The sequence below is a fragment of the Paenibacillus sp. J2TS4 genome, assembly GCF_018403245.1.
Lineage (GTDB): Bacteria > Bacillota > Bacilli > Paenibacillales > NBRC-103111 > Paenibacillus_L.
On sequence record NZ_BOSH01000019.1, the window covers coordinates 26,887 to 42,938 of the forward strand.

At 47.4% G+C, this 16,052-nt stretch carries 12 protein-coding genes; 9 read left to right on the plus strand and 3 right to left on the minus strand.

Annotated features, from left to right (window positions below; translation table 11 throughout):
* Window positions 1–256 precede the first annotated feature (256 nt).
* The 4 genes from KJS69_RS26495 (at window position 257) to KJS69_RS26510 (ending at window position 7,633) form a co-directional block, all read left to right on the plus strand.
* Complete coding sequence (locus tag KJS69_RS26495; protein WP_213586824.1) at window positions 257–4,078, plus strand: glycosyltransferase family 39 protein; 3,822 nt, start codon at window positions 257–259, stop codon at window positions 4,076–4,078.
* A gap of 65 nt (window positions 4,079–4,143) precedes the next feature.
* Window positions 4,144–5,112 carry a glycosyltransferase family 2 protein gene (locus KJS69_RS26500; protein ID WP_213586825.1) on the plus strand — a complete coding sequence of 323 codons (969 nt, stop codon included), beginning with the start codon at window positions 4,144–4,146 and terminating at the stop codon, window positions 5,110–5,112.
* Window positions 5,102–5,545, plus strand: a complete 444-nt coding sequence (locus KJS69_RS26505) for a GtrA family protein (RefSeq protein WP_249730724.1) — start codon at window positions 5,102–5,104, stop codon at window positions 5,543–5,545. Before KJS69_RS26500 ends, KJS69_RS26505 begins: the two co-directional genes overlap by 11 nt.
* Window positions 5,546–6,331: 786 nt before the next feature.
* The gene (locus KJS69_RS26510) at window positions 6,332–7,633 is read left to right on the plus strand and encodes an LCP family glycopolymer transferase (RefSeq protein WP_213586826.1); all 1,302 of its coding nucleotides are present in this window, start codon (window positions 6,332–6,334) and stop codon (window positions 7,631–7,633) included.
* A 106-nt stretch (window positions 7,634–7,739) separates the two neighbouring features.
* On the opposite strand, the gene KJS69_RS26515 is transcribed toward KJS69_RS26510, so the two are convergent.
* Window positions 7,740–9,521: an ABC transporter substrate-binding protein gene (locus KJS69_RS26515; RefSeq protein WP_213586827.1), complete on the minus strand. Its 1,782-nt coding sequence runs from the start codon at window positions 9,519–9,521 to the stop codon at window positions 7,740–7,742.
* A gap of 178 nt (window positions 9,522–9,699) precedes the next feature.
* Here KJS69_RS26515 and KJS69_RS26520 point away from each other — a divergent pair, with 178 nt between their 5' ends.
* On the plus strand, window positions 9,700–10,071 hold the full coding sequence (locus KJS69_RS26520) for an aminoglycoside adenylyltransferase domain-containing protein (protein WP_213586828.1): 372 nt from the start codon (window positions 9,700–9,702) through the stop codon (window positions 10,069–10,071).
* Between the two features lie 146 nt (window positions 10,072–10,217).
* Here KJS69_RS26520 and KJS69_RS26525 read toward each other — a convergent pair whose 3' ends face one another.
* Complete coding sequence (locus KJS69_RS26525) at window positions 10,218–10,694, minus strand: GNAT family N-acetyltransferase (RefSeq protein ID WP_213586829.1); 477 nt, start codon at window positions 10,692–10,694, stop codon at window positions 10,218–10,220.
* Window positions 10,695–10,928: 234 nt separating this feature from the next.
* Between KJS69_RS26525 and KJS69_RS26530 the strand changes: the two genes are divergently transcribed.
* From KJS69_RS26530 to KJS69_RS26545, 4 genes are all read left to right on the plus strand, one after another.
* The gene (locus KJS69_RS26530) at window positions 10,929–11,636 is read left to right on the plus strand and encodes a response regulator transcription factor (protein WP_213586830.1); all 708 of its coding nucleotides are present in this window, start codon (window positions 10,929–10,931) and stop codon (window positions 11,634–11,636) included.
* Window position 11,637: 1 nt separating this feature from the next.
* Window positions 11,638–13,047: a HAMP domain-containing sensor histidine kinase gene (locus KJS69_RS26535; RefSeq protein WP_213586831.1), complete on the plus strand. Its 1,410-nt coding sequence runs from the start codon at window positions 11,638–11,640 to the stop codon at window positions 13,045–13,047.
* A 285-nt stretch (window positions 13,048–13,332) separates the two neighbouring features.
* A complete protein-coding gene (locus tag KJS69_RS26540) occupies window positions 13,333–14,325 on the plus strand; it encodes an ABC transporter ATP-binding protein (protein ID WP_213586832.1) in 993 nt (330 codons plus the stop codon).
* A 3-nt stretch (window positions 14,326–14,328) separates the two neighbouring features.
* On the plus strand, window positions 14,329–15,267 hold the full coding sequence (locus KJS69_RS26545; RefSeq protein WP_213586833.1) for an ABC transporter permease: 939 nt from the start codon (window positions 14,329–14,331) through the stop codon (window positions 15,265–15,267).
* A gap of 74 nt (window positions 15,268–15,341) precedes the next feature.
* Here the strand turns inward: KJS69_RS26545 and KJS69_RS26550 are convergent, their stop codons facing one another.
* A complete protein-coding gene (locus KJS69_RS26550) occupies window positions 15,342–15,809 on the minus strand; it encodes a hypothetical protein (protein ID WP_213586834.1) in 468 nt (155 codons plus the stop codon).
* Window positions 15,810–16,052 lie beyond the last annotated feature (243 nt).

The window sequence follows — 16,052 nt, forward strand, 5'->3', positions numbered from 1 at the left end:
ACCTCTACAACTATAAGACGACTTTAAACTAGAAAAAGTTTCAAATTTCTCATATAATTCTAGAAAAATATGCTAATCGTTCGGAAGCCCGGGTCACCCGCCTAATCCCGCGTCCCGGAGAATAACGTGAACGGCGATTTTATCAGTTCTCTAACAACGGACTATCGCCATAAGTCGGAATTTGGCATAATGGACAGTGGATGAAGGAGAACCGTGGAGATGTTAATTCCATCAGTGAATAAAGCGGGTGATTGTTGTGAATAGAATCATGTGGGTGCTCGGTCTCGTCTTGATGTTCATGTGGACCGGCACCTGTGCGGCGGAAGCGGATAATTTGTTGAATAATGCCGGATTTGAAAATAAAAGCGAAGCCTGGACGGCTGACAGCTGGAAGTCGGAGAAAGAGGGGACCCGTTTCGCCGTCGAGGATGAATATGTTCGCAGCGGCTCATACTCCCTCGCTATTGAAAGCAGGGAGCCTAATGATGCCAAATGGGTGCAGAAGGTGCAAGTTAAGCCCGACACCTACTACCGATTATCCGGATGGATTAAAGCGGTACAGATTTCCGGAGGAGGGAAGGGCGCCAATCTATCGGTTCTAGGAACGGTGGATACATCGGAAGATTTCTTGGACACTGACGGGCAGTGGAAGTATGTGGAGCTGTACGGTCGGACGGGTACGAAGCAGCAGGAGCTGGAGGTGGCCTTGAGACTTGGAGGCTATGCCAGCCTGAATATGGGGCGCGCTTACTTCGACGATGTTTCCTTGCAGGAGCTTTCCGAGCTGCCGGCCGGAGCCCAGTCCGTCTCTTTCGAACCGGTTAATGCGCAGCAAGAAGCGGCAGGTCAGCAGGAAGCCGCCGGTCGGGATACAGCTTCGGCCAAGGTATCGCTTACTGCCCCGGTCCTCTATTCTCTCTTATTTTTTATCGGATTCGTGCTGCTCTATCATTTGCGAATCCGCCAAGAGGACCGGCTGCGCGGGCAGGGTAAAGCCGGCAAGACGGAATGGCTGGCGCTTCTGCTGGCCACCGCCTTGCTGCTGCGTCTAGTTATTGCCTTCATGGTGCACGGTCATCCGGGGGACATGGCGACATTCGCCGCCTGGGCGAGAAATGCGGCGGCAGCAGGGCTGGGCCAGTTCTATAGCACTGCGACATTCGCAGACTATCCTCCCGGATATATTTACATTCTGTATTTACTGGATAAAGGGCGGGAATGGCTGGCTTTGTCTGATTCTTCCGCCGCTTTTTCCGTATGGATGAAGCTTCCTGCCATTCTCGCAGATCTGGCTGCCTCGCTGCTAATCTATCGCGTAGCGGCCGCCCGGCTATCCGGATCGACGGCCCTTTGTCTTGCCGTCTTATACGCATTCAACCCCGCCGTCCTGGTTAATTCAGCGGCTTGGGGACAGGTCGATTCCTTCTTTACGTTTTTTCTGGTGGCGGCGGTGCTTTTCGTGCAGCAGCAGAAGCTGGTCAAGGCTTGTGTCTGGTTTGCCCTGGCCTTGCTTATTAAGCCTCAGGCACTAATTTTTACACCCGTGCTGCTGCTCGGCTTCGCCAAAGAGCGCAGCTGGAAGAAATTCGGCTTGGGCTTCCTGGCCGGAGCTGCGGTTTTCGCGGCCGGGGTTCTGCCTTTTGCGTTACATAATCCGCTGTTATGGGTATTTAAGCTTTATCTCGAGACGCTGAAGTCTTATCCGTATGCCACTTTGAACGCCTTTAACCTGTTTGCGCTAACCGGGGGGAATTGGATTCCGCAAGACCAGAAGCTCCTGTTCCTGTCGTACCAAACCTGGGGCTGGTTGTTCATCGTTGCAGTCACTCTGTTTACATCCTATATATTTTTTAAACGCAAAAAAGAACGGACACCTGACTATTTCCTGTTGGCGTTTGTGCTCATTGCAGTCGTTTTTGTGTTGGGTGTCAAAATGCACGAAAGATATCTGTTTCCGGCACTGCTGCTTGCTCTCTTCAGCTTCATTCAGTCCGGTGATCGGAGGGTGCTGCATCTTTTTGTCGGCTTTAGCATCACATCGTTTGTTAACGTCAGTTACGTATTGTCGCACGGCTTGGAGCATTTGTATGCAGTCGAACGGTTCGATGGGCTGCTGCTGCTCACTTCGCTGGCGAACTTGCTCCTGCTGGCGGGCTTAATCAAGACGGCCTGGGATCGTTTCATTCATGGTACGGTCAAGCCGGTAATAGACTCACGGAAGGAAGAGATTTGGCTGGAGAAATGGAAAAATACGCTGGCAGAAACGGATAAGCCTGTTAGAAATCGCTGGAAAAGGAAAGACTGGATGCTGATATCCCTTCTTACTGCTATGTATGCGGTAGTCGCTTTGCTCCAGTTAGGTTCCTTCCGCGCGCCTGAGTTGTCGTGGAAGCCTTCTAAAGACGGCGAAACGGTTTATATCGATTTAGGGGAAGTTTACGAGATTGAGCGGGCGAACAGCTTTGGAGGAATCGGGGACGGCCGGTATCGGCTGGAATTTGCCGTCACGGACGGAGAATGGCGCGAGCCGAAAGCGGTCGATATGGATTACGTGAAAGTATTTATGTGGACCAGCGTATCCGTTGCAACGGAAGCGCGTTATGTCAAGCTGACGGCAGAGCGTGCAGGCTTCGAGCTGAAGGAGCTGGCCTTATTTACCAAGGATGCTGCGGAGCCGCTGCCTGTTCTGTCCATCCGGACGGAGGGAGGCGCCGAGCTGGAAAGTGCCGAGCAATTGTTTGATGAGCAGCAAACGGCTCCCTATCGGCCTACTTTTATGCACGGCACCTATTTTGACGAAATTTATCACGCGAGAGCGGCCTATGAGCATCTGGAAGGCATTAAGCCGTATGAGAATACTCACCCTCCTCTCGGCAAAGAGCTGATAGCTGCCGGTGTAGCCTTGTTCGGGATGAATCCGTTTGGCTGGCGGATAGTCGGCACCCTGTTCGGAATAGCTATGATTCCGCTCATGTATGCATTTGCTTTCCGCTTATTTGGACAGACCCGCTTTGCCTTTATCGCTTCCTTCCTGCTCGCTTGCGACTTTATGCATTTTGCCCAGACCCGCATAGCGACGATCGATGTGTATGGTGTTTTTTTCATCATGCTGATGTACTTCTTCATGTACCGCTATTACCAGATGAATGTATTCCGGGACGGCTTGAAGAAGACGCTCGTTCCTTTGTTCTGGTCAGGCTTGTTCTTTGGAATCGGGGCCGCCAGCAAATGGATCGTTATCTACGGAGGGGTGGGGCTCGCTTTTCTGTTCTTCCTGTCTCTATACGAGAGATACAGAGAGTACGATGCATTCCGAAGGAGCCGGCAGGGTGAGGCTTCAGCTCTTTCATTAAAGAAGGATCAAGAACGGGCAGGAGAGCTACCAATTGGGGAAAGAGCGGCAGCTTTTCCTAAGCTGGCGCTGGCCAGCGTGCTTTGGTGTTCTTTGTTCTTTGTCGTAATCCCGCTCGTAATCTACAGCTTGTCCTTTATGCCAATTATGATGACTCCCGGAGAAGAGATCAGCCTGACGAAGCTGATTCAATACCAGAAGGACATGTTCAATTATCACAGCCAGCTGGTGGCGGAGCATTCTTTTTCTTCTTCTTGGTGGGAGTGGCCGTTTATGGTTCGGCCGATCTGGTACTATTCCGGACAGTCCTTGCTGCCGGAAGGAGAAATTGCCAGCATTATTTCGATGGGGAATCCGGCTATATGGTGGCTGGGAACATTGGCCGTCCTGGCGGTCATCATCCTGCAATTCCGAACCCGGAACCGGGGAATGCTGGTAGTCATCGTCGCTTTTTTATCGCAGTATGTTCCTTGGATGCTCGTTCCGAGATTGACCTTTATCTACCATTATTTTGCCATGGTGCCTTTTTTGATTCTCTGTCTGACCTTTATCTTTAAACAGGCTATGGAGCGTGCGCCGCGGTTCAAAATTCCGATTTATGCTTATTTGGTCGTCTGTCTGGCTTTATTCATCATGTTCTATCCGATCTTGTCCGGAATGACGATCAGCAAGGAGTATGCTTCCTTGTTAAAATGGTTTCAAACCTGGTATTTTTACCACGTATAGAATAGAAAAAAGCGATATAAACAACTGGCAAGAAAAGCTGTTGGCAAGTCGAGGAGGTAACTAAATTGTCACCTGAACCTAATTATTCGGTCGTTGTACCGATGTATAACGAAGAAGCGGTTATTCTGAAGACATACCTTCGCTTGAAGGGAGTCATGGATGGGATAGGGGAGCCGTACGAATTCGTATTTGTGAACGATGGAAGCCGGGACCGTTCCGCGGAAATTGTTAAAGAACTGGGACAGTCCGATGCCAATGTGAGACTCATCGATTTTTCCCGTAATTTTGGCCATCAGGTAGCGATTAGCGCCGGGATGGACTATGCCCAGGGAAGGGCGGTCATCGTCATCGATGCCGATCTGCAGGATCCTCCGGAAGTGATTCCGGACATGATCCGCAAGTGGAAGGAGGGCTATGACGTCATCTATGGCAAACGGCTGAAGCGCAAAGGGGAAACCGCCTTTAAAAAAGGAACCGCCCTAATCTTCTACCGATTGCTTCGCAGCTTGACGAGTGTGGAGATACCCGTAGATACCGGAGATTTTCGCTTGCTGGACCGTAAGGTCTGCGACGTCATGTCCGGGCTTAAGGAGAAAAATAGGTTCATCCGGGGCATGGTCAGCTGGGTCGGCTTTAACCAGACCTCAGTTGAATATATTCGTGAGGAAAGAGCCGCAGGAGAGACGAAGTATCCGCTCAAAAAAATGATCCGGTTCGCGGTGGACGCCATCACCTCGTTTTCCTATAAACCTCTCAAACTGGCTACCTATATCGGCTTTGTGCTATCGCTATCCAGCTTCTTTTATTTACTGGTCGTTCTGTATCAAAGGCTGTTTACCAATTCGACAGAGCCTGGCTGGGCGTCGATCATCGCCATTAACTTGTTTTTTAACGGGATAGTGCTGTTGATGCTTGGGGTGATCGGAGAATATATCGGACGGATTTATGATGAATCCAAAAACCGTCCTCTTTATATTATCAAAGAGACGATGGGCTTCGGCGCCGATCGCAGGGAGCGGTCGGATGAGCGATAGAATGACTGGCAAGACGAATGAGGCGGTGAATGGAAAAACGACTCGGCAAGGCTGGGCTCAATTTATCAAATTCAATTTGGTCGGCGTCCTGAATACATTGGTTGATTTTGTTCTGTTTACACTGCTGATCACGGTCGGCTTGCATTATTTGGCGGCTCAGTGTGTATCTTATGCGGGCGGAGTCATCAACAGCTATATTTGCAACAAGAAGTGGACCTTCGCCAATCGGGAGAAGACAACGTCTTCGCAATTCATCCGTTTTGTCGCGGTAAACGGGGTTTCTTTCGGGCTATCTCTTGCAGTGCTGTTTGTTTTGGGGAATGGGCTGGGAATTCATCCGGTAACGGCCAAAGTAGCCGCTACCGCCTTGACGATGGTCGTCAACTTCGCCGGCACGAAGTGGTTTGTTTTTCGCAAGGAAGGCGCTCATTGAGGGAGCGGCTTCTTTCATAGAAGTTATAACTCAACTTCCGTAGAGCAAAATCAGCTTTAAGCCTTGCTGTGACTGGAGCGCGAAGAGATCAGGTGCCTTACTTTTTTTCGCCTAGGAGAAGGGCAGCGTCTAGCTGTAGTTTGTGTAGGTAACTGGAAGCGAATGGGGCACGAGAATCGATCTAGCTGTATTTTATGTAGGTAAATTGAAGTAAATGGTGCAAATGGACTAGACTAGATGGAAAAACTACATTTAAAATGGCGGATTTTTGCGGGTATCCCCCTTTTTGCACATAATAGATGGAGGTTTTCCATTTAGTTTTAGTTTTTAACCTCAAACGGAGCAAACTAGCTGCATAAAATCCATTTAGATCCTCATGCCGTGCGAGTAGACTGCTAACGTGGTGGCACCAGCCGTTATCCTATTTTGCGACCATTTCGCCATCTATGCTCAGTTGGGGGCCGCGAGGCGGTTGTTCTGTTTGGCTATGATTGTAACCATGTGAAGATTATGAAAATGGAGGAGAAGGGATGAATTTGTTTGATAGATTCATCCTGATTTGCTAACCTCTCTGTTATAATCGCGGCATTATAAAAAAATATTTTCTTTTTGCATCGATTTCTTGTAAACTGTATTTTGTGTGTCTGCGAGATTTGTGGAAAACAGAAAATGCCGTTACATTGTGTCAAAAATTTAATCTTTTTGTAACTGTTTTGTTATTTTGCCGTTGTACGATGTATAGCAGGTCCGTTACTCATCGAGAAAAACGTGAAACGGGGTTTATCTATGTCAGATTTGAACATTCCCGCAAGGCCTAAAAGGCGGTCGCTTCCGCTCTATGGTAAAATTTTAATTGGGCTTGGCTTGGCCATTGTCTCTTTAATTGTGGCAGCGGGTGTATACGCCAACTATATCATTCAGAAGGCAAATGACGTTATTGATGACGTCGGTGTGAAAGAATCGGTTCCCCCTGAGCAATCGGCTAAGATCAAGCCACTGACGATTATGCTTATGGGAATTGATCACCGGAAAGAAACCGGGAGTCTCAATACAGACGTCATTATGGTGGTTTCGCTTAACCCGGAACGGAAATCGGCTACGGTCGTATCTATTCCGAGGGACGTTCAGCTAACGCCTGACAATCTTCCTCATCGTAAAGCGAACTATTACTATCCTCATTTCTACTTGCAGGATAAAGAGACGGTATTTGCCAAGACGAAGGAATTGTTCAGCGACTATCTGGAAGTGCCGATCGATTACATTCTGACGATTGACTTTAACGGCTTTGTCAAAGCGATAGATGAGCTGGGGGGATTAACCCTGGATGTCGATATGGACATGTGTTACAAGGATTCCTATGACGGAACTGACATTAATTTGAAAAAAGGCACACAGCTGCTTAACGGCAAACAAACCCTTGACTTTGTCCGCTATCGTAAATCGAGCAACAGCTGTTCCGTCAGAACGGCGGAATCGTCCGATGTGGAAAGAAACATGAGACAACAGCAAGTGTTGGACAAAATGTTCGGCAAATTGAAATCATTCTCCGGCATAACAAAGGTCGGGCAACTGATCGAGGCTGTAGGAGAAGAGATGAAATCGGATATTCCGGCTTCGCAAATCAGGGACTTTATTGAAAAATATTATAATATCGATAGAAACAATATCAATTACGTGCACTTGGAAGGCGACTGGATCAGTCCTTACATAATCGTGAAGGATGAAGAGCTCGAAGAAGCCAAAGCTGCGTTAAAAGCTGAGCTGGGATTGGAAGCTTCGGTTCGACCTTCTTCTTCTCCCGGAGCTACTCCTGTGGGGACGGCCAGACCGAGTTCCAGACCAACATCCACACCTGCACCTACACCTAAGCCTACGTCCACCGTGACAACTCCGAAGCCGAGTCCCAGCGGCAAGCCTGGCTCTGTGACAGAAGACACCTATGGGAACAAGAACAGCAGCGCTAATAAAGGAACGGTCGGTACTAAAGAAACCAGTAAGGTTAAAGAAACAAGCAATAACGGCACTAACAGCAGTAGAGAAACTATCTCTATTAAAGAAGAGACAAGCAATAAAGAAACCAGGCGGTAACACAACGAGTGGTAATCCACGCAACACCATGGAATAATCAAAAAGATCATAAATGATAACGGCTGACGAGTGTCGGCCGTTTTCTTTTGAGTGTCTTGCAGTTATGCTAGGGCTTGAACCAAATATCTTTGAACTGCACCCATTCAAGAGAGTCTAGCGAAATTCCTTTAACCGATGGATGGTAGACGGTTTTGAGATGCTTCTGATATAGGAACAGCACAACATTGTAAGCTTTCAAATGCTTCTCTACCTCAAGCAGCAATTTCGTACGATGGCCGGTAGACGGCTCTGAGGTGACTTCCCGGATTTTGTCATCCAGCAGTTCGGCGATCTCTCCTGTGGAATGCTGGCTGATGCTTTGATACAAATCAATGAGTCTGAGCTCCGTATCGGAGTCGAGCATGATGGAGAACAGAATCAGATCATAATGGAGCCGATCCTCTCCTTTAAAACGCTCCAGGGGAAGCAAGGTCACTTCCACGTTCAGTCCCACCTCGCGACAGACGCTCGCGAACAATTCCGCATCCTTCTCGTATTGCGGAATGGTACATAGAGCCAGCGTTTCTCCTTCATAACCCGCTTGCTGTAAATTTTTAATAGACTCTGCTGGATCGAAATCTCCGTAGCTATCTCCCGATTTATGCAGGAAGCCGTCTGCCGGATAGATAACATCGCCGGCCAAGGAGTCCAGAATCCTGTTTCGATTCACGGCGGAGAAGAATGCTTTGCGAAGATCGGTATTGGACAGAGGCCCTGTCTTGAGCATATTCCAGGTAACGAATTTGCAGGTCGTTCCCTGATGCTTAACTTGATTCCAATCGTTAGCCGCCGCCGTATCCGGCAGGCGGAAATTGTGAATGATTTGAAAGCTGTCCAATTTATCATAACGGAGCGGGTCATTCAGATTGGGAAGCTTCCATATTTCGACGCGGTCGAGATGAGCCCGTCCTTGAAAATAAAAGGGGAAGGCCTCCAAAGTACACATCGTGTGATCGTTTCGCGTCAATTTAAAAGGGCCTGTCCCGACAGGCATCCGCTCGAAGGAATCTCCCGGCTGCTCGCAGACGTCCTCAGGCACAACAGAGGCCCGGTTGGTGCATAGCCAGGGCAGAAACAATTCGTTCGCTTCTTTTAAACGGACGGTCAGAGTTGTCGGATCAGCGGCGACGGCTTCTTCAATATTGTTATAGATCCAGCGATACAGCGATTTTTCCTCGAGGCCGCGAAGCCGGTTAAGGGAATAGGCGGCGTCCTGAGCTTTCATCTCCCGGCCGTGATGGAACAGGATCCCTTTGCGCAAATAGAAGGTCCACTCGGTCCTTGAGCGGTTCGTTTCCCAGGCATGGGCTAAATGGGGCTCGATCTCCCCGGTTAACGGTTGACGCCGGACCAGACTGTCGAACAATTGACTGACCAGGTGCGACTCGCTGGCGTAATTAATATGAATCGGATCGAGTGTATAGATCGGCTGGCTCATAGGGAAGCGGAGAGAATCGATCTGAATGCCTGTTCCGCTTTCCTTCGTATATCCAAAGTAACTGTACAGCCAATCATGGAATGTTTCCTTCAGAGTAGTAGGAAGCAGCGGAGACTGGATTTGTTCCAGAGCCCCCTTCAAGTCTTTTTTCTCCACCAATTGCTGGGCTGCGCGCAGCGCCATATCCTCAACGGGTTTGATAAATGTCAGAGTAGAGCGGTTCCCTCTTCCCCGTCTCGGCTTCCACTCCAACCAACCCGATTCACCCATTCGTTTGAGAACCATAATGACATTGCGAGGAGTGCATTCCAGGCCATCAGCCAGTTCATCCAGTCTGACCTCCAGTGGTTCGAACTCTGCAGCATGAGCATAAATTTGCCTTAGTTTAAGATAATGGCGGGTCATGATCATGGGCGTATTCTCCTTTTACTATTAATACGAATCTATATTGTCGGCATTAAAGATACCATAATACATCGCATAAAATGTGAAATAAAGCAAAAGAAACTTGCTCTTTTTCTTCCTATTTTACAATGTAAAATAAAAAGTAGAAAGCCCAAAGGTTTTCGTCCGACAGGAGGGAAAGAAGATGAAGTGGAATGCTTACTGGGGAAAACAGGCTGCCTCTGTTCTTAAGCATTATCCGGGGGAGGATGAGCGAACAGTCGAATATACTGTTCTGAGTCTAGCGAAAATTGTCTATGGCATGGATTGCCTCCATATGGCTACTCGTGCGGCCGCGGGCCAATATGCCTTATCGGTGCTTCCCCCGCGATGGCACAAGCTGATTAGGGAAGCTTTGCGGATTAATCGGATTCGATCGTCTACCTCTTACTATGAGTCGGAGCAAGCTCGTACAGAAGAGATGCGCCAATTTATTCGCTATGTGATCGATTATTGCGAGATTAAAAGAATAGAAGAAGAACAGCCGTCTGTTACAGAACTGGCGGATGGTACCTGATTAACGGATGTGCAGCGGGGAAGACTCAGGAGGGGAGCGCCTTCGCTGCGTTCCCCGGGAAACTCCGGGCGTAAAGCCCCTTTATGACCCTATATAGAATGCATAAGTTCCTGCTTCCTGGCTGTAAAAAGCAAAGTGGGGTTATTTTACGGCTCTGCATATTCCAAGGTTATGGCAGCAAGCGGCTTTCCCCGCTTATCCTCGGTTTTGCTGATGCTAACGGGTTTAAATCCTAGCTTCGTATACAGCAGCAGGGCTGGCAGATTGTTGTTATGGCAAACGAGACAGACCCTTGGAATTTGGTATTTCTCGCGGGCAATTGCGACCATCGTTCGCACCAAATAAGCTCCGGCCCCTTGGTTCCGCAAGGCCGGATTGACAATGACATTGCCAATATGGCACACTTCGCCGGGCTTTAGCAAATAATAATTGGCGAAGCCTGCTATGGATTCCGCCGACAAAATGACGGTCGATTCAAATCTCTTGTCCACAGCTTCCTGCAGCTGCTCTTTAGTTAGCGGATATCGGCCACCCGGGAACATGTAGAACAATTCCTTCTCACTGCTCGGGAATCGGCAAATCGATTCCAAATCCTCTGGTTTTACGGCTCGGTAGGTAAACATTCTGAGCTCCTCCTTTGCAGATTGCTCTTACCCCATTCTATTATTTTATTGGCACTTATATCTATCACCCTTTTGTATCAACAACTTATGACTCGAGTCATGAGTATCTTGATGCACCGTTTTAATAAAAGTTATGTTAAATTTAAGACTCCATATTACAGAATCGTTTACAATGAAAGAAACAAATAAATCAAGAATCGTGGCTGGTTGGCTGAGTCAAGGGGGAAATAGGGAATGTCTCATACGATATTGATTGCGGATGATGAAGAGGAAATTAGGGAGCTTCTTTCTCTATATATGGAAAAGGAGCGGTTTAAAGTTCTGGAGGCCGCTAATGGCCTAGAGGTGCTGAAACTGCTCGAAGAGCATACCGTCGACCTGATTTTGCTGGATATCATGATGCCCAATATGAATGGTCTTGAAGCTTTGAAGGAAATAAGGAAGAGCCAGTATATCCCGATCATTCTGCTATCGGCCAAAGGAGAGGACTACGATAAAATATTGGGGCTCGGACTAGGGGCCGACGATTATATTTCCAAGCCGTTCAATCCGTTAGAGGTGACGGCCAGAGTAGGTGCCCAGCTCCGCCGTTACCATCGATTCGGAATGGTGGCGGATGAAGCGGACAGCCAAGGGCTGATCCGATCGGGAGAGCTGACGCTGGACCAGGAAAGCTGCATCGTCACTCGAAATGGGGAGGAGCTGCCGCTCACTTCCATGGAGTATAAAATAGCTTTACTGCTTATGCGGCATCCCGGCAAAGTCTTTACGAAACGTAAAATATTTGAGTCCGTCTGGGAAGAAGCGTACTATGGCGACGACAATACCATTATGGTGCACATTAGTAAAATAAGGGAAAAGCTGGAGGTAGACCCGCGAAATCCGGTCTATATTAAAACAGTTCGCGGGATCGGCTATAAGTGGGAGAAGCAGGTACAATAAAATGAAGGCGAGAAAAATATATCCGACGTTGATGTGGAATTATTTCATGATCATTCTGATTACCTCTCTTGTCGTGATCATCAGTTTTATTTATATTGGCTACTCCATTTATCAAAGCATTAAAGCGAGCACTCTTCCTTTGGTTAATGCGGAGGATTTGGTACAGAGCGATTACCAAAACCTGTCGATCGGCGAGCTGGTGGAGCTCGGTGCATGGGTGGAAATAGTAAACGCTGAGTATGAATTGGTGTATGTGATTGGGGAGAAGCAGGATTCCTACGAGCGGTATACGACTGCTGAGCTTTTACTCCTTCTCAGTTATTCGCCGGAACGGGATGTTTACACATCGGCGGTTTCCTTTGTAGCGGATGATGGCGAGCCCTATTCCATGCTGTTGAAAATTCCGAAGGAAGCTGTCAGTGGATCGATTGATCTAATGAGGAATTCCGACCAGACGTTTGGCGAAGTCGCTGTTCATTTGCTTTTGTCCTTTCTGGCCATTCCCGTGCTTCTTCTATTGATTGTCTTCATCTATACTTTCTGGACAGCCAAAAGAATCAGCCGGCCGCTGCAGACGATTGCCAAAGGCTTGTCCCGCATGGTTCGCGGCGATTATGGCACAAGAATTCAGTTGAAAGCAGTGCCGAAATCCGAGATCGGACAAATTCGTGATGCCTTTAATGTGTTGTCGGACAGGCTTGAAGCGAGTGAACGGGAAACCAAAAGGCTGGAAGAAAGCAAACAGCGGATGTTAATCGACCTGTCGCATGATTTAAAAACTCCGATGACGACCATTCAAGGATATGCCAAGACGCTGTCCGATCCTATTGAAATAGATGACGAGAAGAAGAAGCGTTATTTGAAAATTATTTATAATAAATCGGTTCGGATGACCGCTTTAATCGACTCTATGTTCGACCTGCTTAAGCTGGATGCCCCGGATTTTCATTTATCGCTGCAACGCAAAGATTTTACCGATTTTATGCGAGAAATGGTTGCAGAGCATTATGAACAAATGGATGAAAAGCGGCTGGATGTACATATCGATCTACCTCAGGAATCCATTATGCTGGACTTTGATCAACGGCATATGAGCCGGGTTGTAGTGAATTTGTTTACCAACGCTGTGAAATACAATGATCCCGGCACGATGCTTCGAATCTGTTTGAGACAGGAGAGCTCAGCAGCGGTTCTGGAAATTGCGGACAGAGGTAAAGGGATTCCTGATAAATTGAAAGCTACTTTATTTGATCCGTTTGTCCGGGGAGATGAAGCAAGATCAAGTATAGGAGGCACCGGGCTTGGCTTGGCGATTGCTCACAAGATCATCCAGAAGCATGGGGGCCAATTGAGTCTAGCCTCTAACGACCAGGAGAAGACGATATTCGTCATCCGTCTCCCGCTTTCTTAACTTCTTCTTAATACTTATTCGTTATTTAAACCGTACAAGCTAATTGTGCGGTTTTTTCTAATGTTAAGAATTTATAAGATTCACACTTATAATCATGCTTATTGTTCACCGCGAAACGTTATTCTGCCGTTAAAGGACGGCAATATCCGTTTACGCTTGCGTGGCGGGGACTACATTGTATTAAGGTAAGGATCACATTATCTAAAGATTGCTTTAAGCCTGAAGAAAGATGAGAAGTGTAATATGTTTGTAGTCATTATCAATATAGAACAGGAGAGGACCAGGATGGAACTTAAGGGGAACCCGAAGAAAAACTTGACCGACGATCATAAGCCTATTCTAGAAATTTATCAGGTTTATAAGAAAATGGGGGGCCGTGCCATTATTCAAAATCTGACACTTAATGCCTACTCTGGTGAAGTACTAGGGCTGCTGGGGCCGAACGGGGCAGGCAAAACGACGCTTATTCGGATGATCGTCGGATTAATGTCGACAACATCCGGCAGAATCTCCATCGCAGGTCATGATATTTCCCGGGAAAAGGTTAAGGCGTTGAAGCATGTAGGAACCATTATCGAAAATCCGGAGATGTACAAATTTCTGTCGGGCTACGACAATCTGCTTCATTATTCAAGGATGGTGCGAGGAGTAGATAAAGCGAGAATCGCGTACCTGGTTAAGCTCGTCGGACTCGAGTTCCGTATCCGCGATAAGGTTAAAACCTATTCGCTCGGGATGAGACAGCGGCTGGGTGTCGCTCAAGCTCTGCTCCATAATCCTTCATTGCTGCTGTTGGACGAGCCGACAAATGGACTGGACCCAGCGGGAATCCGGGAATTGAGAGATTATCTGAAGAGGCTGGCGCATGAAGAAAATGTAGCCGTAGTTGTCTCCAGTCATCTGCTGTCGGAAATGGAGTTAATGTGTGATCGGGTCGCCATCGTTCAGAATGGTTCTGTTAAAGATATTCAAAAAGTGAATCACACGACCGTAGCAGGAGCGGCAGAGAATATTCCCGTTGTATTTAATATCGACCGGCCTGATTTGGCCCAAAGTGCCATTCAGGCGGCTCATCCCGAAGTGGATGTTTACGAGGATCCGGCAGGGGTGCGTATGACCGCGGAGATTGAACAGATTCCGGTGATAAACGAATGCTTGGTAGCGGCAGGGGTTAAAGTATATGAAATCCGAATGCTGGCTAAAAGCCTGGAGGATAAATTTCTGGAAGTAACCAATGAAAAACAGCTGAAATTAGCGGAGAGCGGGAAAAGGGGATAGGAAATGAATCTATTATCGCTTATAAAGAATGAAAATATGAAAATATACCGGAGAGTGAGAACGTGGATTTTTATAGGTCTTCTGGTTGGAACGGTTATTACTATATTTCTATTGAGCCGGGCCACGGAAGCCAATCTCGATTGGCAGAAGCAGCTGCATAGTACAAACCAATATTTGCAGAGCGAACTGGCCGATCCGACTGTTTCTGATTTCGAGAAGCAGGAGTTGCGAAATGAACTGGCAATTAACGAGTATCGGCTGGAGCATAATTATCCGCCAATGGACGAAGCGACTTTATGGGGGACGGTGGAAGGATACACGCTCTTAATCCCGCTGATTACTTTGTTTACCGTTATCATCGCAGCAGATAGTGTAGCGAGGGAATATTCTTGGGGAACGATGAAGCTGCTGCTGGTTCGCCCGGTAACGCGTTCGCGAATTCTATTGGCCAAATATTTATCGGCGTTGATGTTCGCATTGATCATGCTGGCGCTCTTATTTATTAGCTCCATGCTCATAGGAGGGATTCAATTTGGGTTTGGAGGGGCCGTTCCGCCGCATCTATCTGTAGTTGACGGTGTGGTGCGAGAAAGCTCTACCCTGCTTTATCTTCTACAGGTTTACGGTCTTAAATCGGTTCATCTGCTCATGATTGTAACTTTCGCATTCATGATCTCTACTTTATTCAAAAGCGGGTCATTGGCTACGGCCTTATCCATTATTCTTATGTTTACAGGGAATGCGATCGTGCTTTTCTTCAGTAAGTACAGCTGGGTGAAGTATTTGTTGTTCACTCATACAAACCTTATTCCTTATACACAAGGCGGTGCGCCGATGGAGGGCTTGACGCTAGGCTTCTCCTTAGCTATTTTGGCTTTGTATTATGTTTTGTTCATTTCCCTTGCCTGGCTAGTTTTTAACAAAAGGGATGTATCGGGATAGAAGCAAGTCAGGAAACAAAATCAGCAACAAATTTAGCGATAAGTATTCAGCATGTCGTCCCTTTGAGCATTCTTCTATAATTTGTCCAAGTCTTTCATTAGCTGATGAACAGAATCGGGATCGAGCTTACCTTTTCTTTTAAATTCAATCAGATGCTCATTCAGTTGATGTCCAAGCCGTTCGTAGTACTCCTCTTGCTCCAGGCCGGCTGGATCGAACCAAACATACGAGTCGTCAACGGAGCTGTTGCGAAGATAGGGACGAATCCACGCTTTCGGATAGGTGTACTCTTGTTCTCCAAGTACAATCGCTAATACATCGTCGTGCTCCACAGGCATAAAATGAAAATACGTTTCTTTATGTCCGCCTTCAGCCAAATTAAGATGGAGGTAATGGTACATCAAGTAATGCTCACCTGTATGATTATCCTTCATAAGCTCATAGGCTTCGTTTTTCGTCTCGTTCAGTTTTTGGACTGTCTCCAGTCTTTGCTCCAGCAAGGTGTGGGGGATGCGTTTTAAAACCGATAAAGATTCACTCATGTTCAGCTTCCTTTCTTATGCCACTAAAGAAAGGGATCATTCCGTTCCGAAGGAAAGTGCCTCCGAAGCTTCAAACATCATACTCCTTCCCCAAAAAGTGAAGATTGGCATAGTAGCGAATCCATTTACTTTTCAGGGACCCCAACCCAAGCCAAAGCTCCTTAAATATGGGATGGGCCTACGGATGGTAGGAATACAAAGCCAAAACTCGCCCTGGAAGCATCTTTCTTTCTCCACTCCATG